Genomic DNA, 18,701 nt, shown 5'->3' on the forward strand with positions numbered 1-18,701 from the left:
GATGTGACGATCGTCACGTTAATCGCCTTTGATACCCTAAATTTACGTTTAACTAGATGAATTTAAATAATTTATTTTAAGTGATGAAAGTTGACGATTCGCCGGGCCACAAGGTTGTTCATCTGTAATTCCATACTTCTTCACAACTATATCCACAGAAAAGGTGAATAAAAATGGTCTCAGTCGCCCTCATCTGTTTATAACTCCTCACAAAATTGTGAGTTATTCAAATGTTATTAGGTTGCAGGCCTGTAAGAGAGTGGTTTACCGCCTCCCTGTAGTGTGAAACAATCATTCATATATCAGATTTAGTTTGGGGTAGTCCGGTGATTGATGACGATGGCTACCGCCCAAACGTAGGAATAGTAATTTGTAATCGTCAGGGCCAGGTGATGTGGGCCCGGCGATATGGTCAGCACTCCTGGCAGTTCCCGCAAGGCGGGATCAATCCTGGAGAGTCCCCAGAACAAGCGATGTACCGGGAGCTGTTTGAAGAGGTTGGTTTAAGCCGAAAAGATGTTCGCATCCTGGCTTCGACCCGCAACTGGTTGCGTTACAAGTTACCGAAACGTTTGGTGCGTTGGGACACAAAGCCGGTTTGTATCGGCCAGAAACAGAAGTGGTTTCTTTTGCAGTTGGTGGGCAACGATTCAGATATCAATATGCAAACCAGCAGCACGCCAGAGTTTGATGGCTGGCGCTGGGTAAGCTACTGGTATCCGGTTCGTCAGGTCGTGTCATTCAAGCGCGATGTATACCGTAGGGTGATGAAAGAGTTCGCAAGTGTCGTGATGCAGCTTCAGGAGACGACTCCGAAGCCACAGAGCGCACCTGCCTGGCGACGTAAAAGAGGTTAAGCTACGCAAATCATGCTCACCCGCTTGCGAGAAATAGTTGAAAAGGTCGCCAGTGCGCCTCGCCTCAACGAGGCGCTGAATATTCTGGTGACGGACATCTGTCTTGCGATGGAAACCGAGGTCTGTTCGGTCTACCTGGCCGACCATGACCGACGTTGCTACTACCTTATGGCAACCCGCGGATTAAAAAAACCACGGGGACGCACCGTCACGCTCGCGTTTGATGAAGGTATTGTTGGCCTGGTCGGGCGACTGGCGGAGCCAATCAACCTTGCCGATGCGCAAAAACACCCCAGCTTCAAATATATCCCTTCCGTCAAAGAAGAGCGTTTCCGCGCGTTTCTTGGCGTACCGATTATTCAGCGCCGCCAGCTGCTTGGCGTGCTTGTTGTTCAGCAGCGCGAGCTGCGCCAGTACGATGAAAGCGAGGAGTCCTTCCTCGTCACGCTGGCAACGCAGATGGCGGCGATCCTCTCTCAGTCCCAACTGACAGCTCTTTTTGGTCAGTATCGTCATACGCGTATTCGCGCGCTTCCGGCCTCGCCGGGGGTCGCTATAGCCGAAGGCTGGATGGATGCCACGCTCCCGCTGATGGAGCAGGTCTACGAAGCCTCTACGCTGGATGAGGCGCTTGAGCGCGAACGGCTCACCGCTGCGCTGGAAGAGGCGGCGAATGAGTTTCGTCGCTACAGCAAACGCTTTGCCGCTGGCGCGCAAAAAGAGACGGCGGCCATTTTCGATCTCTACTCACACCTGCTTTCCGATGCGCGTTTGCGTCGTGAGTTATTTGCCGAGGTCGATAAGGGGTCGGTGGCAGAGTGGGCGGTTAAAAAGGTCATTGAAAAATTTGCCGAGCAGTTTGCGGTACTGACTGACGGCTATCTGAAAGAGCGCGCCGGCGATTTACGCGCGCTTGGGCAACGTCTGCTGTTCCACCTCGATGATACTATTCAGGGGGCGAATGCCTGGCCGAACCGGTTTGTGCTGGTGGCCGATGAACTCTCGGCGACGACGCTGGCGGAATTACCGCAGGACAGGCTGGCGGGCGTGGTGGTGCGCGATGGCGCAGCTAACTCTCATGCCGCCATTATGGTGCGTGCGCTCGGTATTCCGACCGTGATGGGGGCGGATATTCAGCCCTCCGTACTGCATCGCCGTACGCTGGTGGTGGACGGATATCGCGGTGAGTTGCTGGTGGATCCTGAGCCGGTTCTCCTTCAGGAGTACCAGCGTCTTATCAGCGAAGAGAATGAATTAAGCAAGCTGGCGGAAGATGACGTCAACCTGCCCGCGCAGCTCAAGAGCGGTGAGCGGGTGAAGGTGATGCTCAACGCGGGGTTAAGCCCCGAGCATGAAGAGAAGCTCGGCAGCCGCATCGATGGCATTGGTCTCTACCGCACCGAAATACCGTTCATGCTGCAAAGCGGCTTCCCGTCAGAAGAGGAGCAGGTTGCGCAGTATCAGGGCATGTTGCAGATGTTTAACGACAAACCCGTCACGTTGCGCACCCTCGACGTCGGCGCGGATAAGCAACTGCCCTATATGCCCATCAGTGAAGAGAATCCCTGCCTCGGCTGGCGTGGGATCCGCATTACCCTCGATCAGCCGGAAATTTTCCTTATCCAGGTTCGTGCGATGCTGCGTGCCAACGCGGCCACGGGGAATCTCAGCATTTTGCTGCCGATGGTCACCAGTATTGACGAGATCGACGAAGCGCGGCGGTTGATTGAGCGTGCAGGGCGCGAAGTGGAAGAGATGATCGGCTACGCGATCCCTAAACCCCGTATTGGCGTGATGCTGGAAGTGCCTTCGATGGTCTTTATGTTACCGCAGCTGGCAACCCGCGTTGATTTTATCTCCGTTGGCACCAACGACTTAACGCAATACATTCTGGCGGTCGATCGCAACAATACCCGCGTGGCCAGTATCTACGACAGCCTGCATCCGGCGATGCTTCGTGCCCTGGCGATGATCGCCCGCGAAGCCGAGCAGCATAATATCGACCTGCGCCTGTGCGGTGAAATGGCCGGCGATCCGATGTGCGTGGCGATCCTGATTGGCCTCGGTTTCCGTCACCTGTCAATGAACGGACGTTCCGTTGCGCGTGTGAAATACCTGTTACGTCACATCGAACAAGATGAGGCGCATGAGCTGGCCGCGCGTAGCCTGGAAGCACAGCTGGCAGCCGAAGTGCGCCATCAGGTGGCGGCGTTTATGGAGCGACGCGGCATGGGCGGTTTGATCCGCGGCGGCCGCTGATCCCCACAAAATAATGACTGCTCGGACGACCCCCTCTCCCTTGAGGAAGAGGAATGGGGTGAGGGGGAACAGCGCGCATAAAACCCTATACACATCTTTTACATCTCAGGCGCATCCTCCGCGCCTGCCTTATGCTATGATTCGCAACTTTGGAGCACCTGCCAACGGCGGGAATGCAATTCAGCCGCTGTCCACTTTCAGCGGAATAACAACATCTTGTGGTGACAGATGAACAGTGGTTATCTGCATTTTCCGGAATTCGATCCGGTTATTTTCTCAATAGGACCTGTAGCGCTTCACTGGTACGGACTGATGTACCTGGTGGGCTTCGTCTTTGCCATGTGGCTTGCTGGTCGTCGCGCCAGTCGTCCGGGCAGCGGCTGGACGAAGAACGAAGTGGAAAACCTGCTTTATGCTGGCTTTCTTGGCGTATTCCTGGGCGGGCGCATCGGCTATGTCCTGTTCTACAACTTCCCGGTATTCCTGAACGACCCGCTCTATCTGTTCCGCGTCTGGGACGGCGGCATGTCCTTCCACGGCGGACTGATTGGTGTGATCCTCGTGATGGTGATCTTCGCCAAACGCACCAAACGTAACTTCTTCCAGGTGGCTGATTTTATTGCGCCATTAATCCCGTTTGGGCTGGGTGCAGGGCGTCTGGGCAACTTCATCAACGGTGAACTCTGGGGGCGTGTCGATCCGAGCGTGCCGTTTACCATGCTGTTCCCGGGCTCCCGCGCAGAGGATATCGCGCTGCTGCCTTCGCATCCTGAGTGGCAGTCCATTTTCGATACCTACGGCGTTCTGCCGCGTCATATGTCTCAGCTTTATGAGCTGGCGCTGGAAGGTGTGGTGCTGTTTATCATCCTGAATCTGTATATCCGCAAACCGCGCCCAATGGGGGCAGTATCTGGTCTGTTCCTGATTGGCTACGGCGCGTTTCGTATCATCGTCGAGTTCTTCCGCCAGCCGGATGCACAGTTTACCGGCGAGTGGGTACAGTACATCAGCATGGGGCAGATCCTCTCCATTCCGATGATTGTCGCGGGTGCCATTATGATGATTTGGGCGTATCGTCGTCGTCCACAGCAACAACTTTCCTGAGGAATCATGAAACAGTATCTTGAATTGATGAAAAAAGTGCTCGACGAGGGCACGCCGAAAAACGACCGCACCGGCACCGGTACGCTCTCCATTTTTGGCCACCAGATGCGCTTCAATCTGCAAGAAGGCTTCCCTCTGGTGACGACGAAGCGCTGCCATCTGCGCTCGATCATTCATGAACTGCTCTGGTTCCTGCAAGGCGATACCAACGTTGCTTATCTGCATGAAAACAATGTCTCCATCTGGGACGAGTGGGCAGATGAGAACGGCGACCTGGGGCCGGTTTACGGCAAGCAATGGCGCGCGTGGCCTACCCCGGACGGCCGCCATATCGACCAGATCACGACCGTCATGAACCAGCTGAAAAATGACCCGGACTCGCGCCGTATCATTGTTTCTGCCTGGAACGTGGGTGAACTGGATAAAATGGCGCTGGCGCCTTGCCACGCGTTTTTCCAGTTCTACGTGGCGGACGGCAAACTCTCCTGCCAGCTGTATCAACGCTCCTGCGACGTGTTCCTCGGCCTGCCGTTTAACATCGCCAGCTACGCGCTGTTAGTGCACATGATGGCGCAGCAGTGCGATCTTGAAGTGGGCGATTTTGTCTGGACGGGCGGTGACACCCACCTCTACAGCAATCATATGGAACAGACGCATCTCCAGCTGACGCGCGAACCGCGTGCATTGCCGAAGCTTGTGATCAAACGCAAACCGGACTCGATCTTCGATTACCGTTTTGATGACTTCGAGATTGAAGGCTACGACCCGCATCCTGGCATCAAAGCCCCTGTCGCCATCTGATACGGCGAATCCTGACACAACCGGTGCTCTTTAGCGCCGGTTTTTTTTCGCGCTCGTTTTGTTCTTCGAGCCTGTTTCCAGAGACGATGTAACGCGTTGCAACGGGTGAAAATCTCCGGAAAGCGGCTCGTAATGTTCTGGTTTAACGCTCGCGCCTTTTCTGCCATTTCGCCACACTCCCGCCATGAAAAACGAACATGGCTTTACGCTTATCGAAACCCTTTTCGCCATCTCGCTGGTTGTGATCCTCAGCGCGACGGGACTTTATGGCTGGGACAGCTGGCAACAGCGGCAGCGGCTCTGGCAGACAGCCTGTCAGGTGCGGGATTACCTGGCGTTCTTGCGAAACGACGCAAATCGTCACAACAGCGAGCACAGGATCGCGCTGCATAAAGACGGTGAAAGGGACTGTCTGGTGAGTTCAGCGGCTGCAGGTTGTGACAGCGGCGACCCGTTCGTGATGAAACCGTTATGGCCGGAGGTCACGCTGAGCGACGTAACGCCTGCGCTGGGATTTTACGGCTTAAGGGATACCGCATGGGCCGGACATATTCGAGTGCAGAGCCGCGCCGGTGCGTGGTGGGTTATTGTCTCAAATGGCGGACGTATCAGGCTGTGTGATGCCGCAGGAGAAGGTGCATGCCAGTAAAACAAAAAGGGTTCTCCCTTCTGGAGGTCCTGATTGCGATGACGATAAGCAGTATTCTGTTACTCAGCACGTCACGTTTTTTACCGGGGCTACAGCGGGGTGTTTTACTGCAATCCGGGCAACGGGAGCTGGAAGATGAGGTGTGGCAACGCCTGCTTGCGATGGGTAAACAGCTCCAGCGAGCAGGATACTGTGCAGGGCATTGTCAGGGGCAAGGGTTAATTATCGGCAGGCAAGGGCGTTGTGCAATTGTGCAATGGGATGCAAACAGCAACGGCCAGTGGGATAGCACCGCGTCAGAAAATGACAGCACGGGATTCCGGCTTGAGTCCGGAACGCTCGAAACGCTGCGGGGCGCGACATCCTGTGAAGGTAAGGGATGGGATAAGCTCACTGACCCGGATCGGGTCCTGATAGAGCAGTTTATGGTCACTAAAACCGATCGTGCTGGCTTTGCGCCGGTCATCAGTATCGAGCTGCGTGCCCGCCGCAAAGGTGAACTGACTGCACCTTTTTCGGCTCGCCACACCGTAACGGGGTTTAATCTGTGAATCGTCAGCGGGGCATGTCATCGCTGGCGCTGGTCTTGCTATTGCTGGTGCTCGGCACGCTGATCCTCACCGGATTAAACCAGCAGTTGCAAACCTTTAGCACGCTGATGAGTGGTGAGAGTCTCTCTATTCGCCAGCAGGCTGCCTTGCAATCTGCACTGGAGCGGGGACGCGTTCAGGACTGGGCTTTACAGCCAGAGGTTCAGTGCAAGCAGACACAAGGTCTGCGGGTCTGTGTAAGGCTGTTTGAGGAGCGTGTTTTGCTTATTGCCGGAAATGACGATCTGTTGCTATGGCGAGGCGGGGATATCGCGGAAGGACAGATACGCTTTTCTGCCCACGGCTGGAGCGACTTCTGCCCCCTTAAGGAAAGTGCGCTATGTCAGTTACCCTGAGCAGACAAAAAGGATTTAGCATGGTTGAGGTTTTGCTGGCAATAATGTTGCTGGTTGTGGTTGTGACGGCGTTATCCGGATATCATCGCGCGCTGGCAGCCCGGTATGCGGCGCTTAGCCAGTATCGCCAGCTATGGCATCATGCGTGGAATCAGTCGCAGATCTCAACATTAACGCTCCCGCCGGGCTGGCAGGTCAGTCGGGGGCAGACAACACAGTCCGGATGTGTCAGCATCACGGTCACACTTATTTCTCCTCTGGGGCGGCAGGGCGCGTTGACGCGTCTGCATTGCCCGGTTAGCCGCTAGTCGGGAGCGTTTATGCTAAGGGTTTACCACTCAAATCGTCTGGATGTGCTGGAAGCACTGATGGAGTATATCGTTGAGCAAGAGCGTCTTGACGATCCGTTTGAGCCAGAAATGGTGCTGGTGCAGAGCACCGGTATGGCGCAGTGGCTACAAATGTCCCTTTCGCAGAAGTTTGGCATTGCGGCGAATATCGATTTTCCGCTGCCCGCGAGCTTTATCTGGGAGATGTTTGTACGCGTCCTGCCGGATATTCCTGAGCAGAGTGCCTTCAACAAACAAAGCATGGCCTGGAAACTGATGACGCTGCTGCCGGACATGCTGGCGCATGATGAGTTCGCCATGCTGCGCCACTATCTGAATGACGACACCGACAAGCGCAAACTTTTTCAGCTGGCCTCACGCACTGCTGACCTCTATGACCAGTATCTGGTTTACCGCGCAGAATGGCTGATTCGCTGGGAAGCGGGAGAATTAGTCGATGGGTTACCGGAAGCGCAAATCTGGCAGGCGCCACTCTGGAAAGCGCTGGTCGAGCATACCGGGCAGCTCGGTCAGCCTAAATGGCACCGTGCTAACTTGTACGATCGCTTTATCTCAACACTTGAGAACACCGCAGAACGGCCAGCCCGTTTGCCGTCACGCGTGTTCATTTGCGGTATCTCCGCGCTGCCGCCTGTCTACCTGAACGCGCTAAAAGCGCTCGGTAAGCACATTGATATCCATATCCTCTTTACCAACCCATGTCGGCACTATTGGGGAGATATTCAGGATCCGCGCTGGCTTTCACGGCTGGTCACCCGCCAGCGTAAACGCCTCTTTGAGGAACGCGCCGTGCCGCTGTTTAAAGACACTGAAAACGCGGCGCAGCTTTTCGATGAAGAGGGGATTCAGAACCTGCCAAACCCGCTACTTGCCTCGTGGGGCAAGCTGGGGCGCGACTATATTTATCTGCTTTCAGATATCACCTCCTCGGGAGAGGGGGACGTGGACGCGTTTGCGGATATTACGCCGGACAGCCTGCTGCACAATATTCAGCTTGATATTCTGGATTTAGAAAACCGTGCCGTGGCCGGGATCACTGCCGAGGAGTTTGCGCGAAGCGATAAGAAGCGAAAACTGGATCCTGACGATCGCAGTATCGCGATCCACGTTTGCCACAGCCCACAGCGTGAAGTTGAAATTCTTCATGACCGCCTGTTGGCCATGTTGCAGGACGACCCAACCCTGACACCCCGCGATATCGTGGTGATGGTGGCGGATATCGACAGCTACAGCCCGTTTATTCAGGCTGTATTTGGCAGCGCAACGGGCGACCGCTATCTTCCCTACGCGATCTCTGACCGCCGTGCTCGTCAGTCACACCCGGCGCTACAGGCCTTTATCAGCCTGCTTTCGCTGCCTGATAGCCGGTTTATCTCTGAGGATGTGCTGGCATTACTGGATGTGCCTGTTCTGGCCGCACGCTTCAGCATTAACGAAGAGGGCTTGCGCTACCTGCGCCAGTGGGTCAACGAATCCGGCGTCCGCTGGGGAATCGACGATGATAACGTCCAGGAGTTTGAGCTGCCCGCGACTGGCCAGCATACCTGGCAGTTTGGCCTGACGCGTATGCTGCTGGGGTATGCGATGGAGAGCATCCACGGCGAATGGAATGACGTGCTGCCGTACGATGAGTCCAGTGGGTTAATTGCGGAACTGGTTGGTCACTTAGCCTCGCTGCTGATGCAGCTCAACCGCTGGCGCCGTGCATTGATGCAGCCCCGCCCACTCGAAGAGTGGCTGCCGATTTGCCGCGAAATGCTGAATGACTTCTTCCTGCCGGACAGCGAAACGGAAGCCGCCATGGCGCTTATCGAGAAGCAGTGGCAGGCCATCGTTGATGAGGGGGTTAATTCGCACTATCACGAGGCGGTACCCCTTTCGCTTCTGCGTGATGAGCTGACGCAACGTCTCGATCAGGAGCGCATCAGCCAGCGCTTCCTTGCTGGGCCGGTGAATATCTGCACCCTGATGCCGATGCGTTCAATCCCGTTCAAAGTAGTCTGTCTGCTTGGCATGAACGACGGTATTTATCCACGTGCGCTGCCACCCCTGGGCTTTGATCTCATGAGCGCACAGCCGAAGCGGGGCGACCGCAGCCGCCGCGATGATGACCGTTATCTCTTCCTTGAGGCGCTGATGTCTGCGCAAAGCAGGCTTTATATCAGCTATATCGGCCGTTCAATTCAGGACAACAGCGAGCGTTTCCCGTCCGTGCTGGTGCAGGAGCTGGTGGACTACATCGGGCAGAGTCACTATCTGCCGGGCGATGAGGCCTGTAACTGCGACGAAAGCGAACGTCGGGTGAAAGCGCATATTACCTGTCACCATAGCCGTATGCCGTTTGATCCTGTCAATTACGTTCCTGATGAACTGCAAAGCTACGCCCGCGAGTGGCTTCCCGCTGCGAAGAACGCGGGCACACCGCAAACCGATTTCATTCAGGCGCTCGAACCGCGCGCCATAGACACCCTTACGTTTGAGCAGCTGCAGCGCTTTTGGGCCCATCCGGTTCGGGCTTTTTTCCAGCAACGCTTGCAGGTGAACTTCCGCTCGGAAGAGAGCGAAATCCCTGATGCGGAACCGTTTATTCTTGATGGACTGGAGCGTTTTAAGCTTAATTCCCAGCTTTTGAATGCGCTGGTTGACGAAGAAGACGCCAGTAAACTGTTCCGACGTTACAGGGCGTCGGGATTACTGCCGTATGGTGCGTTCGGCGAAATCGTCTGGGATGCCCAGTGTGATGAGATGCAAGCGCTTGCTGACCGGGTTATCGCGTGTCGGCAACCGGCGAGCAGCATTGAAATTGATCTCGATTGTAACGGTATGCACCTCAGCGGCTGGCTCACGCACGTGCAGTCTGACGGGCTGCTACGCTGGCGCCCATCTATGCTCAGCGTTTCACATGGCCTGCAACTCTGGCTCGAACATCTTGTCTACAGTGCGAGCGGTCACGAAGGCGAAAGCCGGTTGTTTGTACGTAAGGACGGCGAGTGGCGCTTCCCGCCGATGGAGCCTGAGCAGGCGTTGACGTATCTGTCGCTTTATATTGAAGGTTATCGTCAGGGCATGAACAAGCCTCTGCTTTTGCTGCCTGAAAGTGGGGGGGCATGGATAAAAGCCTGTTACGACGCGCAGAATGATGCCATGTTAACGGATGAGGCTTCGCTCCAGAAAGCGCGCAGCAAGTTTTTGCAGGCCTACGAAGGGAACATGATGGTACGTGGCGAGGGCGACGATGTCTGGTATCAACGTTTATGGCGAACGCTGGAGCCAGAATATTTCGACATTATCACGGAAGAGGCGCAACGCTACCTGTTACCGTTGTTCAAATTTAAGCAGTCCTGAGTGCTGTATAAAAATTGCACAGCACGGGGTGTTCATTTATGATGCACCTCTTATCACGGACTGATGTACCCAAAGAAAGAGATGCTGGCGTGTCCAGCACGCACGTTGTTAATGATGTAGCCGTGATAAAGAGGTCGTAATGCCAGGCAGCACCTTGTTCAAAGCGTTTGTTTTGTTTATCGCCCTTTGGGCTCCCGTCACTCAGGCCGATTCCGGTTGGCAACCTGTCCAGGAAACAATCCGTAAGAGCGATAAGGACACCCGTCAGTATCAGGCGATTCGTCTTGATAACGGGATGACCGTGCTGCTGGTTTCCGATCCTCAGGCGGTTAAATCGCTCTCCGCACTGGTTGTGCCGGTCGGATCGCTGGAAGATCCTGACGCCCATCCGGGACTGGCGCACTACCTTGAGCACATGACGCTGATGGGGTCTAAAAAATACCCACAGCCTGACAGCCTGTCCGAATTTCTGAAAATGCATGGCGGCAGCCACAACGCCAGCACTGCGCCGTATCGTACCGCGTTTTACCTGGAAGTGGAAAATGATGCGCTTGATGGGGCGGTGGACCGTCTGGCGGATGCCATAGCCGCACCGCTGCTGGATAAAAAATATGCTGACCGGGAACGCAACGCCGTAAACGCCGAACTGACGATGGCGCGCACGCGAGACGGTATGCGCATGGCGCAGGTTAGCGCTGAAACCATCAATCCGGCGCACCCGGGTTCGCGCTTCTCAGGCGGCAACCTTGAAACGCTGAGCGACAAGCCGGGTAGCCCGGTGCTCGATGCGCTGCATGCGTTTCGTGAAAAATACTATTCCGCCAATCTGATGAAAGCGGTTATTTACAGCAATAAACCGTTGCCGACGCTGGCAAACATGGCTGCGCAGACCTATGGCAGGGTGCCAAATAAAAATATCGATCTGCCGCAGATTAACGTGCCGGTTGTCACGGACGCGCAAAAAGGCATTGTTATTCACTATGTGCCGGCCTTGCCGCGCAAGGTGTTACGCGTTGAATTCCGTATTGATAACAACACGGCGCAGTTCCGCAGCAAAACCGACGAGCTGGTGACTTATCTTATCGGTAACCGCAGCCCGGGTACGCTCTCCGACTGGCTGCAAAAGCAGGGGCTGGTGGAAGGTATTCGCGCTGACTCCGATCCCGTCGTAAACGGGAATAGCGGCGTGCTGGCCATCTCCGCGACGCTGACCGATAAAGGGCTGGCTCACCGTGACGACGTCGTTGCGGCCATTTTCAGTTATCTCTCTCTGCTGCGCGACAAAGGCGTCGATAAACGCTACTTCGACGAGCTGGCGCACGTGCTGGATCTCGATTTCCGCTATCCCTCTATTACGCGTGATATGGACTACGTCGAGTGGCTGGCAGATACCATGATCCGCGTGCCGGTGGAACATACGCTGGATGCGGTAAATATTGCCGATCAGTATGACGCCGGGGCGCTCAAAGCGCGTCTGGCGATGATGACTCCGCAGAATGCCCGCGTCTGGTATATCAGCCCGAACGAACCGCATAACAAAATGGCCTACTTCGTTGATGCCCCGTATCAGGTTGAAAAAATCAGCGAACAGACCTTCGCGGGCTGGCAGAAAAAGGCGGGGGAAATTGCGCTGAAGTTACCGGAGCTTAACCCCTACATCCCGGACGATTTCTCGCTGATCAAACCTGCAAAGGCCTATCCGCATCCGGAGCTGATTGTTGATGAGCCGACGCTGCGCGTGGTCTACACCCCAAGCCGCTATTTCGGCGACGAGCCAAAAGCGGATGTCAGCGTAGTGCTGCGTAATCCTAAAGCAATGGACAGCGCCAGAAACCAGGTGCTGTTTGCGCTTAACGATTATCTGGCCGGTATTGCCCTCGATCAGCTCAGCAACCAGGCTGCCGTTGGCGGTATCAGTTTCTCCACCAATGCCAATAACGGCCTGATGGTGAATGCCAACGGCTATACCCAGCGTTTGCCGCAGCTGTTCCAGGCGCTGCTGGACGGTTATTTCAGCTATACGCCTACGGAAGAACAGCTCGAGCAGGCTAAGTCCTGGTATGCCCAGATGATGGATTCTGCCGAGAAGGGTAAAGCCTACGATCAGGCGATTATGCCAGCACAGATGTTGTCCCAAATTCCTTATTTCCAGCGCGAAGATCGCCGCGCGTTATTGCCCTCAGTCACCTTAAAAGAGGTGCTGGCTTACCGTGATTCGCTGAAAACCAATACTCGTCCGGAGTTCCTGGTTGTAGGGAACATGAGCGAAGATCAGGCTAAAACGCTGGCACAAAACGTGCGTGCGCAACTGGGTTCAAAAGGCGATGAGTGGTGCCGTAACCAGGATGTGCTGGTAGAGAAAAAGCAGAATGCGATCTTCGAAAAAGCGGGAAGCAGCACGGATTCCGCGCTGGCCGCGGTGTTTGTCCCTGTCGGATATGACGAATTTACCAGCTCTGCCCAGAGTGCGGTGCTCGGTCAAATTATTCAGCCGTGGTTTTACAACCAGCTGCGCACCGAAGAGCAGCTTGGTTATGCGGTATTCGCTTTCTCGATGAATGTGGGCCGTCAGTGGGGGTTGGGCTTCCTTCTGCAAAGCAGCGACAAACAACCCGCTTACCTGTGGCAACGTTATCAGGCATTCTTCCCGCAGGCGGAAGCAAAACTGCGCGCCATGAAGCCGGAAGAGTTTGCCCAGATCCAGCAGGCGGTTATCGCCCAGGTGATGCAACCGCCGCAGACGCTGGGTGAAGAGGCCTCGCAGCTGAGCAAAGATTTTGATCGCGGTAATATGAAATTTGATTCGCGTGATAAAATAGTGGCCGAAATAAAACAGCTGACGCCACAAAAAGTTGCCGATTTCTTCCATCAGGCGGTAGTTAAACCGCAGGGTATGGCCATCCTGTCTCAGGTTTCTGGCAGCCAGAACGGGAAAACGGACTACGTAAAATCAAAAGAGTGGACCGTCTGGAAGAGCGTCAGCGCGCTGCAACAAACTATGCCCTGGAGTAAGAAAGAATGACCCATACCGCTGAGCCGCTTGATCCCCTAAGTTTACCTCTACAGGGTGAGCGACTGATTGAAGCCTCAGCGGGAACGGGAAAAACCTATACCATCGCCGCGCTCTATCTGCGTCTGCTGTTGGGGCTCGGCGGCAACGCCGCTTTTTCGCGCCCGTTAAGCGTGGAAGAGCTGCTGGTGGTAACTTTCACCGAAGCGGCCACTGCCGAGCTGCGTGGCCGTATTCGCAGCAACATTCATGAGCTGCGCATCGCCTGTCTGCGTCAGACGACGGATAACCCCCTCTACGCGAGCCTGCTGGACGAGATTGCGGATAAGCAACAGGCTGCGCAATGGCTGCTGCTGGCCGAACGGCAAATGGATGAAGCGTCCGTCTTCACCATTCACGGTTTTTGTCAGCGCATGCTGAGCCTGAATGCGTTTGAATCCGGCATGCTCTTTGAGCAGCAGCTTATTGAAGATGAATCCGAGCTTCGCTATCAGGCCTGTGCGGATTTCTGGCGTCGTCACTGTTATCCGTTGCAGCGCGACATTGCTGAAGCGGTTCACGCCCTGTGGAAAGGTCCGGAAGAGCTTCTTCGCGCCATCGACCGTTACCTGCAAGGCGAAGCGCCGGTCATTAAATCTCCTCCGCCTGCCGATGAAACGCTGGCCTCGCGCCATGAAAAGATCGTCGCCAAAATTACCGCGCTTAAGCAGAAGTGGAATGAGTCGGTTGGTGAAATTGATGCAATCATCGAAAACTCAGGCATCGACAGACGCAAGTTCAACCGTGGGAACCAGGGGAAGTGGATCGAAAAGATCAGCGCCTGGGCCCAGGAGGAGACGCGGGGTTACCAGCTTCCGGACGCACTGGAAAAATTTTCGCAGCGCTTTTTGACCGAGCGAACCAAAGCCGACGGTATTGTGCCTGAGCATCCCCTGTTTGTGGCGATTGAAGCGCTGCTTGCGGAGCCATTAACGCTCAATGACCTGATGATCACCCGCGCCATGACGGAGATCCGCCAGGCAGTCGCGCGCGAAAAACGTCGCCGGGGCGAGCTGGGGTTTGATGACATGCTGAGCCGCCTGGACGAAGCCCTGTCCAGCGAGAATGGTGAAGCGCTCGCCAGCGCGATCCGTACCCGTTTTCCGGTGGCGATGATTGACGAATTTCAGGACACCGACCCCCAGCAGTACCGCATTTTTCGCCGCATCTGGCGACAGCAGCCCGACACTGCCCTGCTGCTGATAGGCGACCCTAAACAGGCCATTTACGCCTTCCGTGGGGCAGATATCTTCACCTATATGAAAGCCCGTAGTGAGGTTGTCGCGCATTACACGTTAGATACCAATTGGCGCTCCGCTCCGGGGATGGTTGAGAGCGTCAATGCGCTGTTCAGCCGTATGGAGACGGCATTCATGTTCAATGAAATCCCTTTCCTGCCGGTGAAATCCGCCCCAAACAACGCGACGCTGCGCTTTGAAGTCAGCGGTGCGGTGCAACCCGCCATGACCTTCTGGCTGCTTGAGGGGGAAGGCTATGGCGTTGCCGATTATCAGGCGGCGATGGCCCAGCACTGCGCCGCGCAAATCCGTGACTGGCTAAGCGCAGGCGCGCGCGGCGAGGCACTACTGTGGAAGGGGGAACAGGCATATCCTGTAAAGGCCTCTGATATTACCGTGCTGGTGCGCAGTCGTCAGGAAGCGGCGTTAATCCGCGATGCGCTAACGTTGCTGGATATTCCGTCAGTGTATCTCTCTAACCGCGACAGCGTGTTCGACACGCTGGAAGCCCAGGAAATGCTCTGGTTGCTTCAGGCGGTGCTGGCGCCGGAGCGCGAAAATACGCTTCGAAGCGCGCTGGCCAGTTCTATGCTGGGGTTGAACGCACGGGATATTGATGAACTCAACCATGACGAAAACGCATGGGATGCGGTGGTAGAAGAGTTTGTCCATTACCGTGAACGCTGGCAAAAGCGCGGCGTTATGGCGATGCTGCGCGAGCTGATGACACGGCGTCAGATTGCCGAAAATATGCTGGCGACATCCGGCGGTGAAAGGCGTCTGACCGATATTTTACACATCAGCGAACTGTTACAGGAAGCGGGTACCCAGCTTGAAAGTGAACATGCCCTTGTGCGCTGGCTGGCGCAGCAAATCGCGGATCCAAACAGTAACTCTTCAAGCCAGCAGATGCGTCTTGAGAGCGATAAGCATCTGGTGCAAATCGTCACCATTCACAAATCCAAAGGTCTCGAATATCCGCTGGTCTGGCTGCCTTTCATCGCGAACTACCGGGTTCAGGATCAGGCCTTTTACCATGACCGCGAGACTTTCGATGCGGTGCTCGATCTCAGCAAGGCGGAGACCAGCGTTGAACTGGCAGAAGCGGAGCGTCTGGCGGAGGATTTGCGCCTGCTTTACGTGGCGCTGACCCGTTCTGTCTGGCATTGCAGCCTGGGCGTCGCCCCGGTTTTCCGCCGTCGCGGGGAGAAAACAGGGGAAAGCGATTTCCATTTAAGCGCGTTAGGGCGGCTTATTCAGCGTGGCGAGCCGAAAGATGCTGCGGGGTTGCGCCTTTGCATTGAGTCGCTCTGCGGTGACGATATCGCGCTGCATATCCCGTCTCTGCCAGACAATAGCCGCTGGCAAATGGCGCAAGAGCCCGCGACCGACCTTAATGCGCGCCAGATCACGCGGGTGCTTGCCGACGACTGGCGCGTCACCAGCTATTCTGGCCTGCAACAGCACGGGCAAAGTATTGCGCTGGATCTCATGCCGAAGCTGGACGTGGATGCCGCAGGGGTGGGTGATATTCCGGTTGAACCGACGTTAACTCCGCATCAGTTCCCACGCGGCGCGTCGCCGGGCACCTTTTTGCACAGCCTCTTTGAAGAGCTTGATTTTACTCAGCCTGTCAGTGAGGAGTGGGTGCTGAAGATGCTACAGAGCGGGGGCTATGACGCGCACTGGCAGCCCGTTCTCACTGACTGGATCAACGCCATTTTGCAGGCACCGCTGACTGAGCAGGGCTTCGCTCTTCGTCAGCTAACGGCCAGAAATAAACAGGTTGAGATGGAGTTTTATCTGCCTGTCGCAGGCCCGCTTAAGGCCGACGCGCTCGATGCGCTTATCCGTCAGTACGATCCGCTCTCAGCCGGTTGCCCGCCGTTGAACTTCCGTCAAGTGCAGGGCATGCTGAAAGGCTTTATCGACCTGGTCTTCCGTCACGAAGGACGGTACTACCTGCTGGATTACAAATCGAACTGGCTGGGCGAGAACAGCGAAGCCTATACCCAGCAGGCGATGGCGGCAGCCATGCAAATGCATCGCTACGATCTGCAATATCAGCTCTACACGCTAGCGCTGCACCGCTATTTGCGCCACCGTATTGCGGATTACCGCTACGACAATCATTTTGGTGGCGTCATCTACCTCTTCTTGCGCGGGGTCGACGCTGCCGATCCGCGCTCCGGGATCTTCAGCACCCGTCCGGATGCGGAATTGATTAATAAAATGGATAACCTGTTTGCAGCAAACACGGAGGAGATGGCATGACGATGCAGGACTTATTGCTGGAAGCGGTAGAGCAACGCGTGCTGCGTCAGCTGGATGTGCAGTTTGCCATGATGATTGCCGCTGACCAGCCCGCCGTGATGCTTGCCGCTGCCCTATTGAGTAAAGACGCCGGAGAGGGGCATGTGTGTCTGCCGCTCTCGCGTCTGGTAGTTGACGAGAAAATGGCGCCTGTCCTCCAGTCCTGCTTTGCGCTGCTGGGGGAGAGGGTGGACTGGCAGAAAATTTTGCGCGAATCGTCGGCCGTCGGGCCGGGAGAAAACCAGGCGCCGCTGATCCTGACGGGGGAGCGCTTATATCTGAACCGTCTGTGGCGAAACGAACTGACGGTAGCGCGTTTCTTTAGTGAGACCAACGCGCCGCTTCCCTGCGACGAAGCGCAGCTTCGCCAGACACTGGACAGGCTGTTTGACTCCGGTGAGACTACAGACTGGCAGAAAGTGGCGGCGGCCGTCGCCCTGACGCGGCGGATTTCGGTGATTTCAGGTGGCCCGGGGACCGGGAAAACCACGACCGTCGCAAAGCTGCTGGCAGCCCTGATCCAGCTATCAGGCGAGCAGCGATGTCGTATTCGTCTGGCGGCGCCCACCGGGAAAGCAGCGGCGCGACTGACCGAATCACTGGGCGGTGCGATGCAACAGCTGCCGCTCACTCAGGAGCAGCTTGCGCTTTTCCCGGGTGAAGCGAGTACCCTGCACCGTCTGCTCGGCGCGCAGCCGGGTAGCCAGCGGCTGCGCTACCATGCGGGTAATCCGCTGCATCTGGACGTGCTGGTGGTGGATGAAGCCTCCATGATTGACCTGACCATGATGTCGCGCCTGATCGATGCTCTGCCGCCGCATGCGCGCGTGGTTTTCCTGGGCGATCGCGACCAGCTCGCCTCCGTGGAAGCCGGGGCGGTACTGGGGGATATCTGTACCTACGCCAGCTACGGTTATACCGCCGCGCGGGCGCAGGAGCTTGCCCGCCTGACCGGCTGCTCGCTTGAACCCGATCACTCGCCAGTCGCAGGCGCACTGCGTGACAGCCTGTGCCTGCTGCAAAAAAGCTACCGTTTCGGTAGCGACTCCGGCATCGGTCAGCTGGCTGCGGCGGTCAACCGTGGCGATCGGCATGCCACGCGCACGGTGTTTGACGGCTCTTTCACTGACATTGAAAAGAAATCGCTGCAAAGCGGGGAAGAGTATCAGGCTATGCTTGAGGAGGCTCTCCATGGATACCAGCGTTTTCTGAGCTGCGTGCAGCAGCGCAGTCAGCCCGGGCAGGTCATTGCCGCATTTGGCGAATACCAGCTTCTGTGCGCATTGCGGGAAGGGCCGTTCGGCGTTGCGGGCCTGAATGACAGGCTGGAGCAGTTGCTGGTGCAGAAACGCAAAATTAACCGTCAGCAGCATTCGCGATGGTATGAAGGCCGGCCAGTGATGATCTCCCGCAACGACAGTACTCTGGGGCTGTTCAACGGGGATATCGGTATTGCGCTCGATCGCGGTAACGGTTTGCGCGTCTGGTTCCAGCTGCCGGACGGCAGCGTGAAGTCCGTCCAGCCCAGCCGTCTGCCAGAGCATGAAACGGCATGGGCGATGACGGTACACAAGTCTCAGGGCTCAGAGTTCAACCATGCGGCCCTGATCCTGCCGACACAGCTTTCGCCGGTCGTAACCCGTGAGTTGGTCTACACCGCCGTTACCCGTGCGCGCCAGCGTCTGTCGCTGTATGCGGATGAACGCGTGCTGGGACAGGCGATTGCCACTCGCACCGAGCGCAGAAGCGGATTAAGCGCGATTTTTGAATCTGTCTGAGTAATCACCCTC

The 18,701-nt window shown here is 56.2% G+C and carries 12 protein-coding genes; all 12 read left to right on the forward strand.

What is annotated here, in order from left to right:
- The first annotated feature begins 326 nt into the window (after nt 1-326).
- The 12 genes from rppH to recD all read left to right on the forward strand — a co-directional run bounded on the left by rppH (nt 327) and on the right by recD (nt 18,689).
- Nucleotides 327-857, forward strand: coding sequence for an RNA pyrophosphohydrolase (rppH, locus tag AC4OVS_RS04500; protein ID WP_032622373.1), 531 nt, complete (start codon nt 327-329; stop codon nt 855-857).
- A gap of 12 nt (nt 858-869) precedes the next feature.
- Nucleotides 870-3,116 carry a phosphoenolpyruvate--protein phosphotransferase gene (ptsP, locus tag AC4OVS_RS04505; RefSeq protein ID WP_023306854.1) on the forward strand — a complete coding sequence of 749 codons (2,247 nt, stop codon included), beginning with the start codon at nt 870-872 and terminating at the stop codon, nt 3,114-3,116.
- 228 nt (nt 3,117-3,344) lie between these two features.
- Nucleotides 3,345-4,220 (forward strand): prolipoprotein diacylglyceryl transferase, encoded by an 876-nt coding sequence (gene lgt / locus AC4OVS_RS04510; RefSeq protein ID WP_022649236.1) that lies wholly within the window; start codon nt 3,345-3,347, stop codon nt 4,218-4,220.
- Nucleotides 4,221-4,226: 6 nt separating this feature from the next.
- Complete coding sequence (thyA, locus tag AC4OVS_RS04515) at nt 4,227-5,021, forward strand: thymidylate synthase (RefSeq protein ID WP_006811817.1); 795 nt, start codon at nt 4,227-4,229, stop codon at nt 5,019-5,021.
- 184 nt (nt 5,022-5,205) lie between these two features.
- Entirely contained in the window at nt 5,206-5,670 is a 465-nt protein-coding gene (locus AC4OVS_RS04520; protein ID WP_284097944.1) for a prepilin peptidase-dependent protein, read from the forward strand.
- The gene (locus tag AC4OVS_RS04525; RefSeq protein ID WP_032626039.1) at nt 5,661-6,221 is read left to right on the forward strand and encodes a prepilin peptidase-dependent protein; all 561 of its coding nucleotides are present in this window, start codon (nt 5,661-5,663) and stop codon (nt 6,219-6,221) included. The genes AC4OVS_RS04520 and AC4OVS_RS04525 overlap by 10 nt, the downstream gene beginning before the upstream one ends.
- Nucleotides 6,218-6,616: a DUF2509 family protein gene (locus tag AC4OVS_RS04530; RefSeq protein ID WP_491922206.1), complete on the forward strand. Its 399-nt coding sequence runs from the start codon at nt 6,218-6,220 to the stop codon at nt 6,614-6,616. Before AC4OVS_RS04525 ends, AC4OVS_RS04530 begins: the two co-directional genes overlap by 4 nt.
- Nucleotides 6,601-6,924 (forward strand): prepilin-type N-terminal cleavage/methylation domain-containing protein, encoded by a 324-nt coding sequence (locus AC4OVS_RS04535; protein WP_022649232.1) that lies wholly within the window; start codon nt 6,601-6,603, stop codon nt 6,922-6,924. The genes AC4OVS_RS04530 and AC4OVS_RS04535 overlap by 16 nt, the downstream gene beginning before the upstream one ends.
- 12 nt (nt 6,925-6,936) lie before the next feature.
- A complete protein-coding gene (gene recC / locus AC4OVS_RS04540; RefSeq protein ID WP_284097945.1) occupies nt 6,937-10,311 on the forward strand; it encodes an exodeoxyribonuclease V subunit gamma in 3,375 nt (1,124 codons plus the stop codon).
- A 139-nt stretch (nt 10,312-10,450) separates the two neighbouring features.
- Nucleotides 10,451-13,333: a pitrilysin gene (ptrA, locus tag AC4OVS_RS04545; RefSeq protein ID WP_023298507.1), complete on the forward strand. Its 2,883-nt coding sequence runs from the start codon at nt 10,451-10,453 to the stop codon at nt 13,331-13,333.
- A complete protein-coding gene (gene recB / locus AC4OVS_RS04550) occupies nt 13,330-16,872 on the forward strand; it encodes an exodeoxyribonuclease V subunit beta (protein WP_353416973.1) in 3,543 nt (1,180 codons plus the stop codon). The genes ptrA and recB overlap by 4 nt, the downstream gene beginning before the upstream one ends.
- Nucleotides 16,869-18,689: an exodeoxyribonuclease V subunit alpha gene (gene recD, locus AC4OVS_RS04555; protein WP_491922207.1), complete on the forward strand. Its 1,821-nt coding sequence runs from the start codon at nt 16,869-16,871 to the stop codon at nt 18,687-18,689. Before recB ends, recD begins: the two co-directional genes overlap by 4 nt.
- Nucleotides 18,690-18,701 lie beyond the last annotated feature (12 nt).

The organism is Enterobacter sp. 4974935, from assembly GCF_058661735.1.

Coding starts and splice junctions, on each gene's coding strand:
- ptsP (WP_023306854.1), top strand. CDS start 870: ATGCTCACCCGCTTGCGAGAAATAGTTGAAAAGGTCGCCAGTGCGCCT.
- lgt (WP_022649236.1), top strand. CDS start 3,345: ATGAACAGTGGTTATCTGCATTTTCCGGAATTCGATCCGGTTATTTTC.
- thyA (WP_006811817.1), top strand. CDS start 4,227: ATGAAACAGTATCTTGAATTGATGAAAAAAGTGCTCGACGAGGGCACG.
- AC4OVS_RS04520 (WP_284097944.1), top strand. CDS start 5,206: ATGAAAAACGAACATGGCTTTACGCTTATCGAAACCCTTTTCGCCATC.
- AC4OVS_RS04525 (WP_032626039.1), top strand. CDS start 5,661: ATGCCAGTAAAACAAAAAGGGTTCTCCCTTCTGGAGGTCCTGATTGCG.
- AC4OVS_RS04535 (WP_022649232.1), top strand. CDS start 6,601: ATGTCAGTTACCCTGAGCAGACAAAAAGGATTTAGCATGGTTGAGGTT.
- recC (WP_284097945.1), top strand. CDS start 6,937: ATGCTAAGGGTTTACCACTCAAATCGTCTGGATGTGCTGGAAGCACTG.
- ptrA (WP_023298507.1), top strand. CDS start 10,451: ATGCCAGGCAGCACCTTGTTCAAAGCGTTTGTTTTGTTTATCGCCCTT.
- recB (WP_353416973.1), top strand. CDS start 13,330: ATGACCCATACCGCTGAGCCGCTTGATCCCCTAAGTTTACCTCTACAG.
- recD (WP_491922207.1), top strand. CDS start 16,869: ATGACGATGCAGGACTTATTGCTGGAAGCGGTAGAGCAACGCGTGCTG.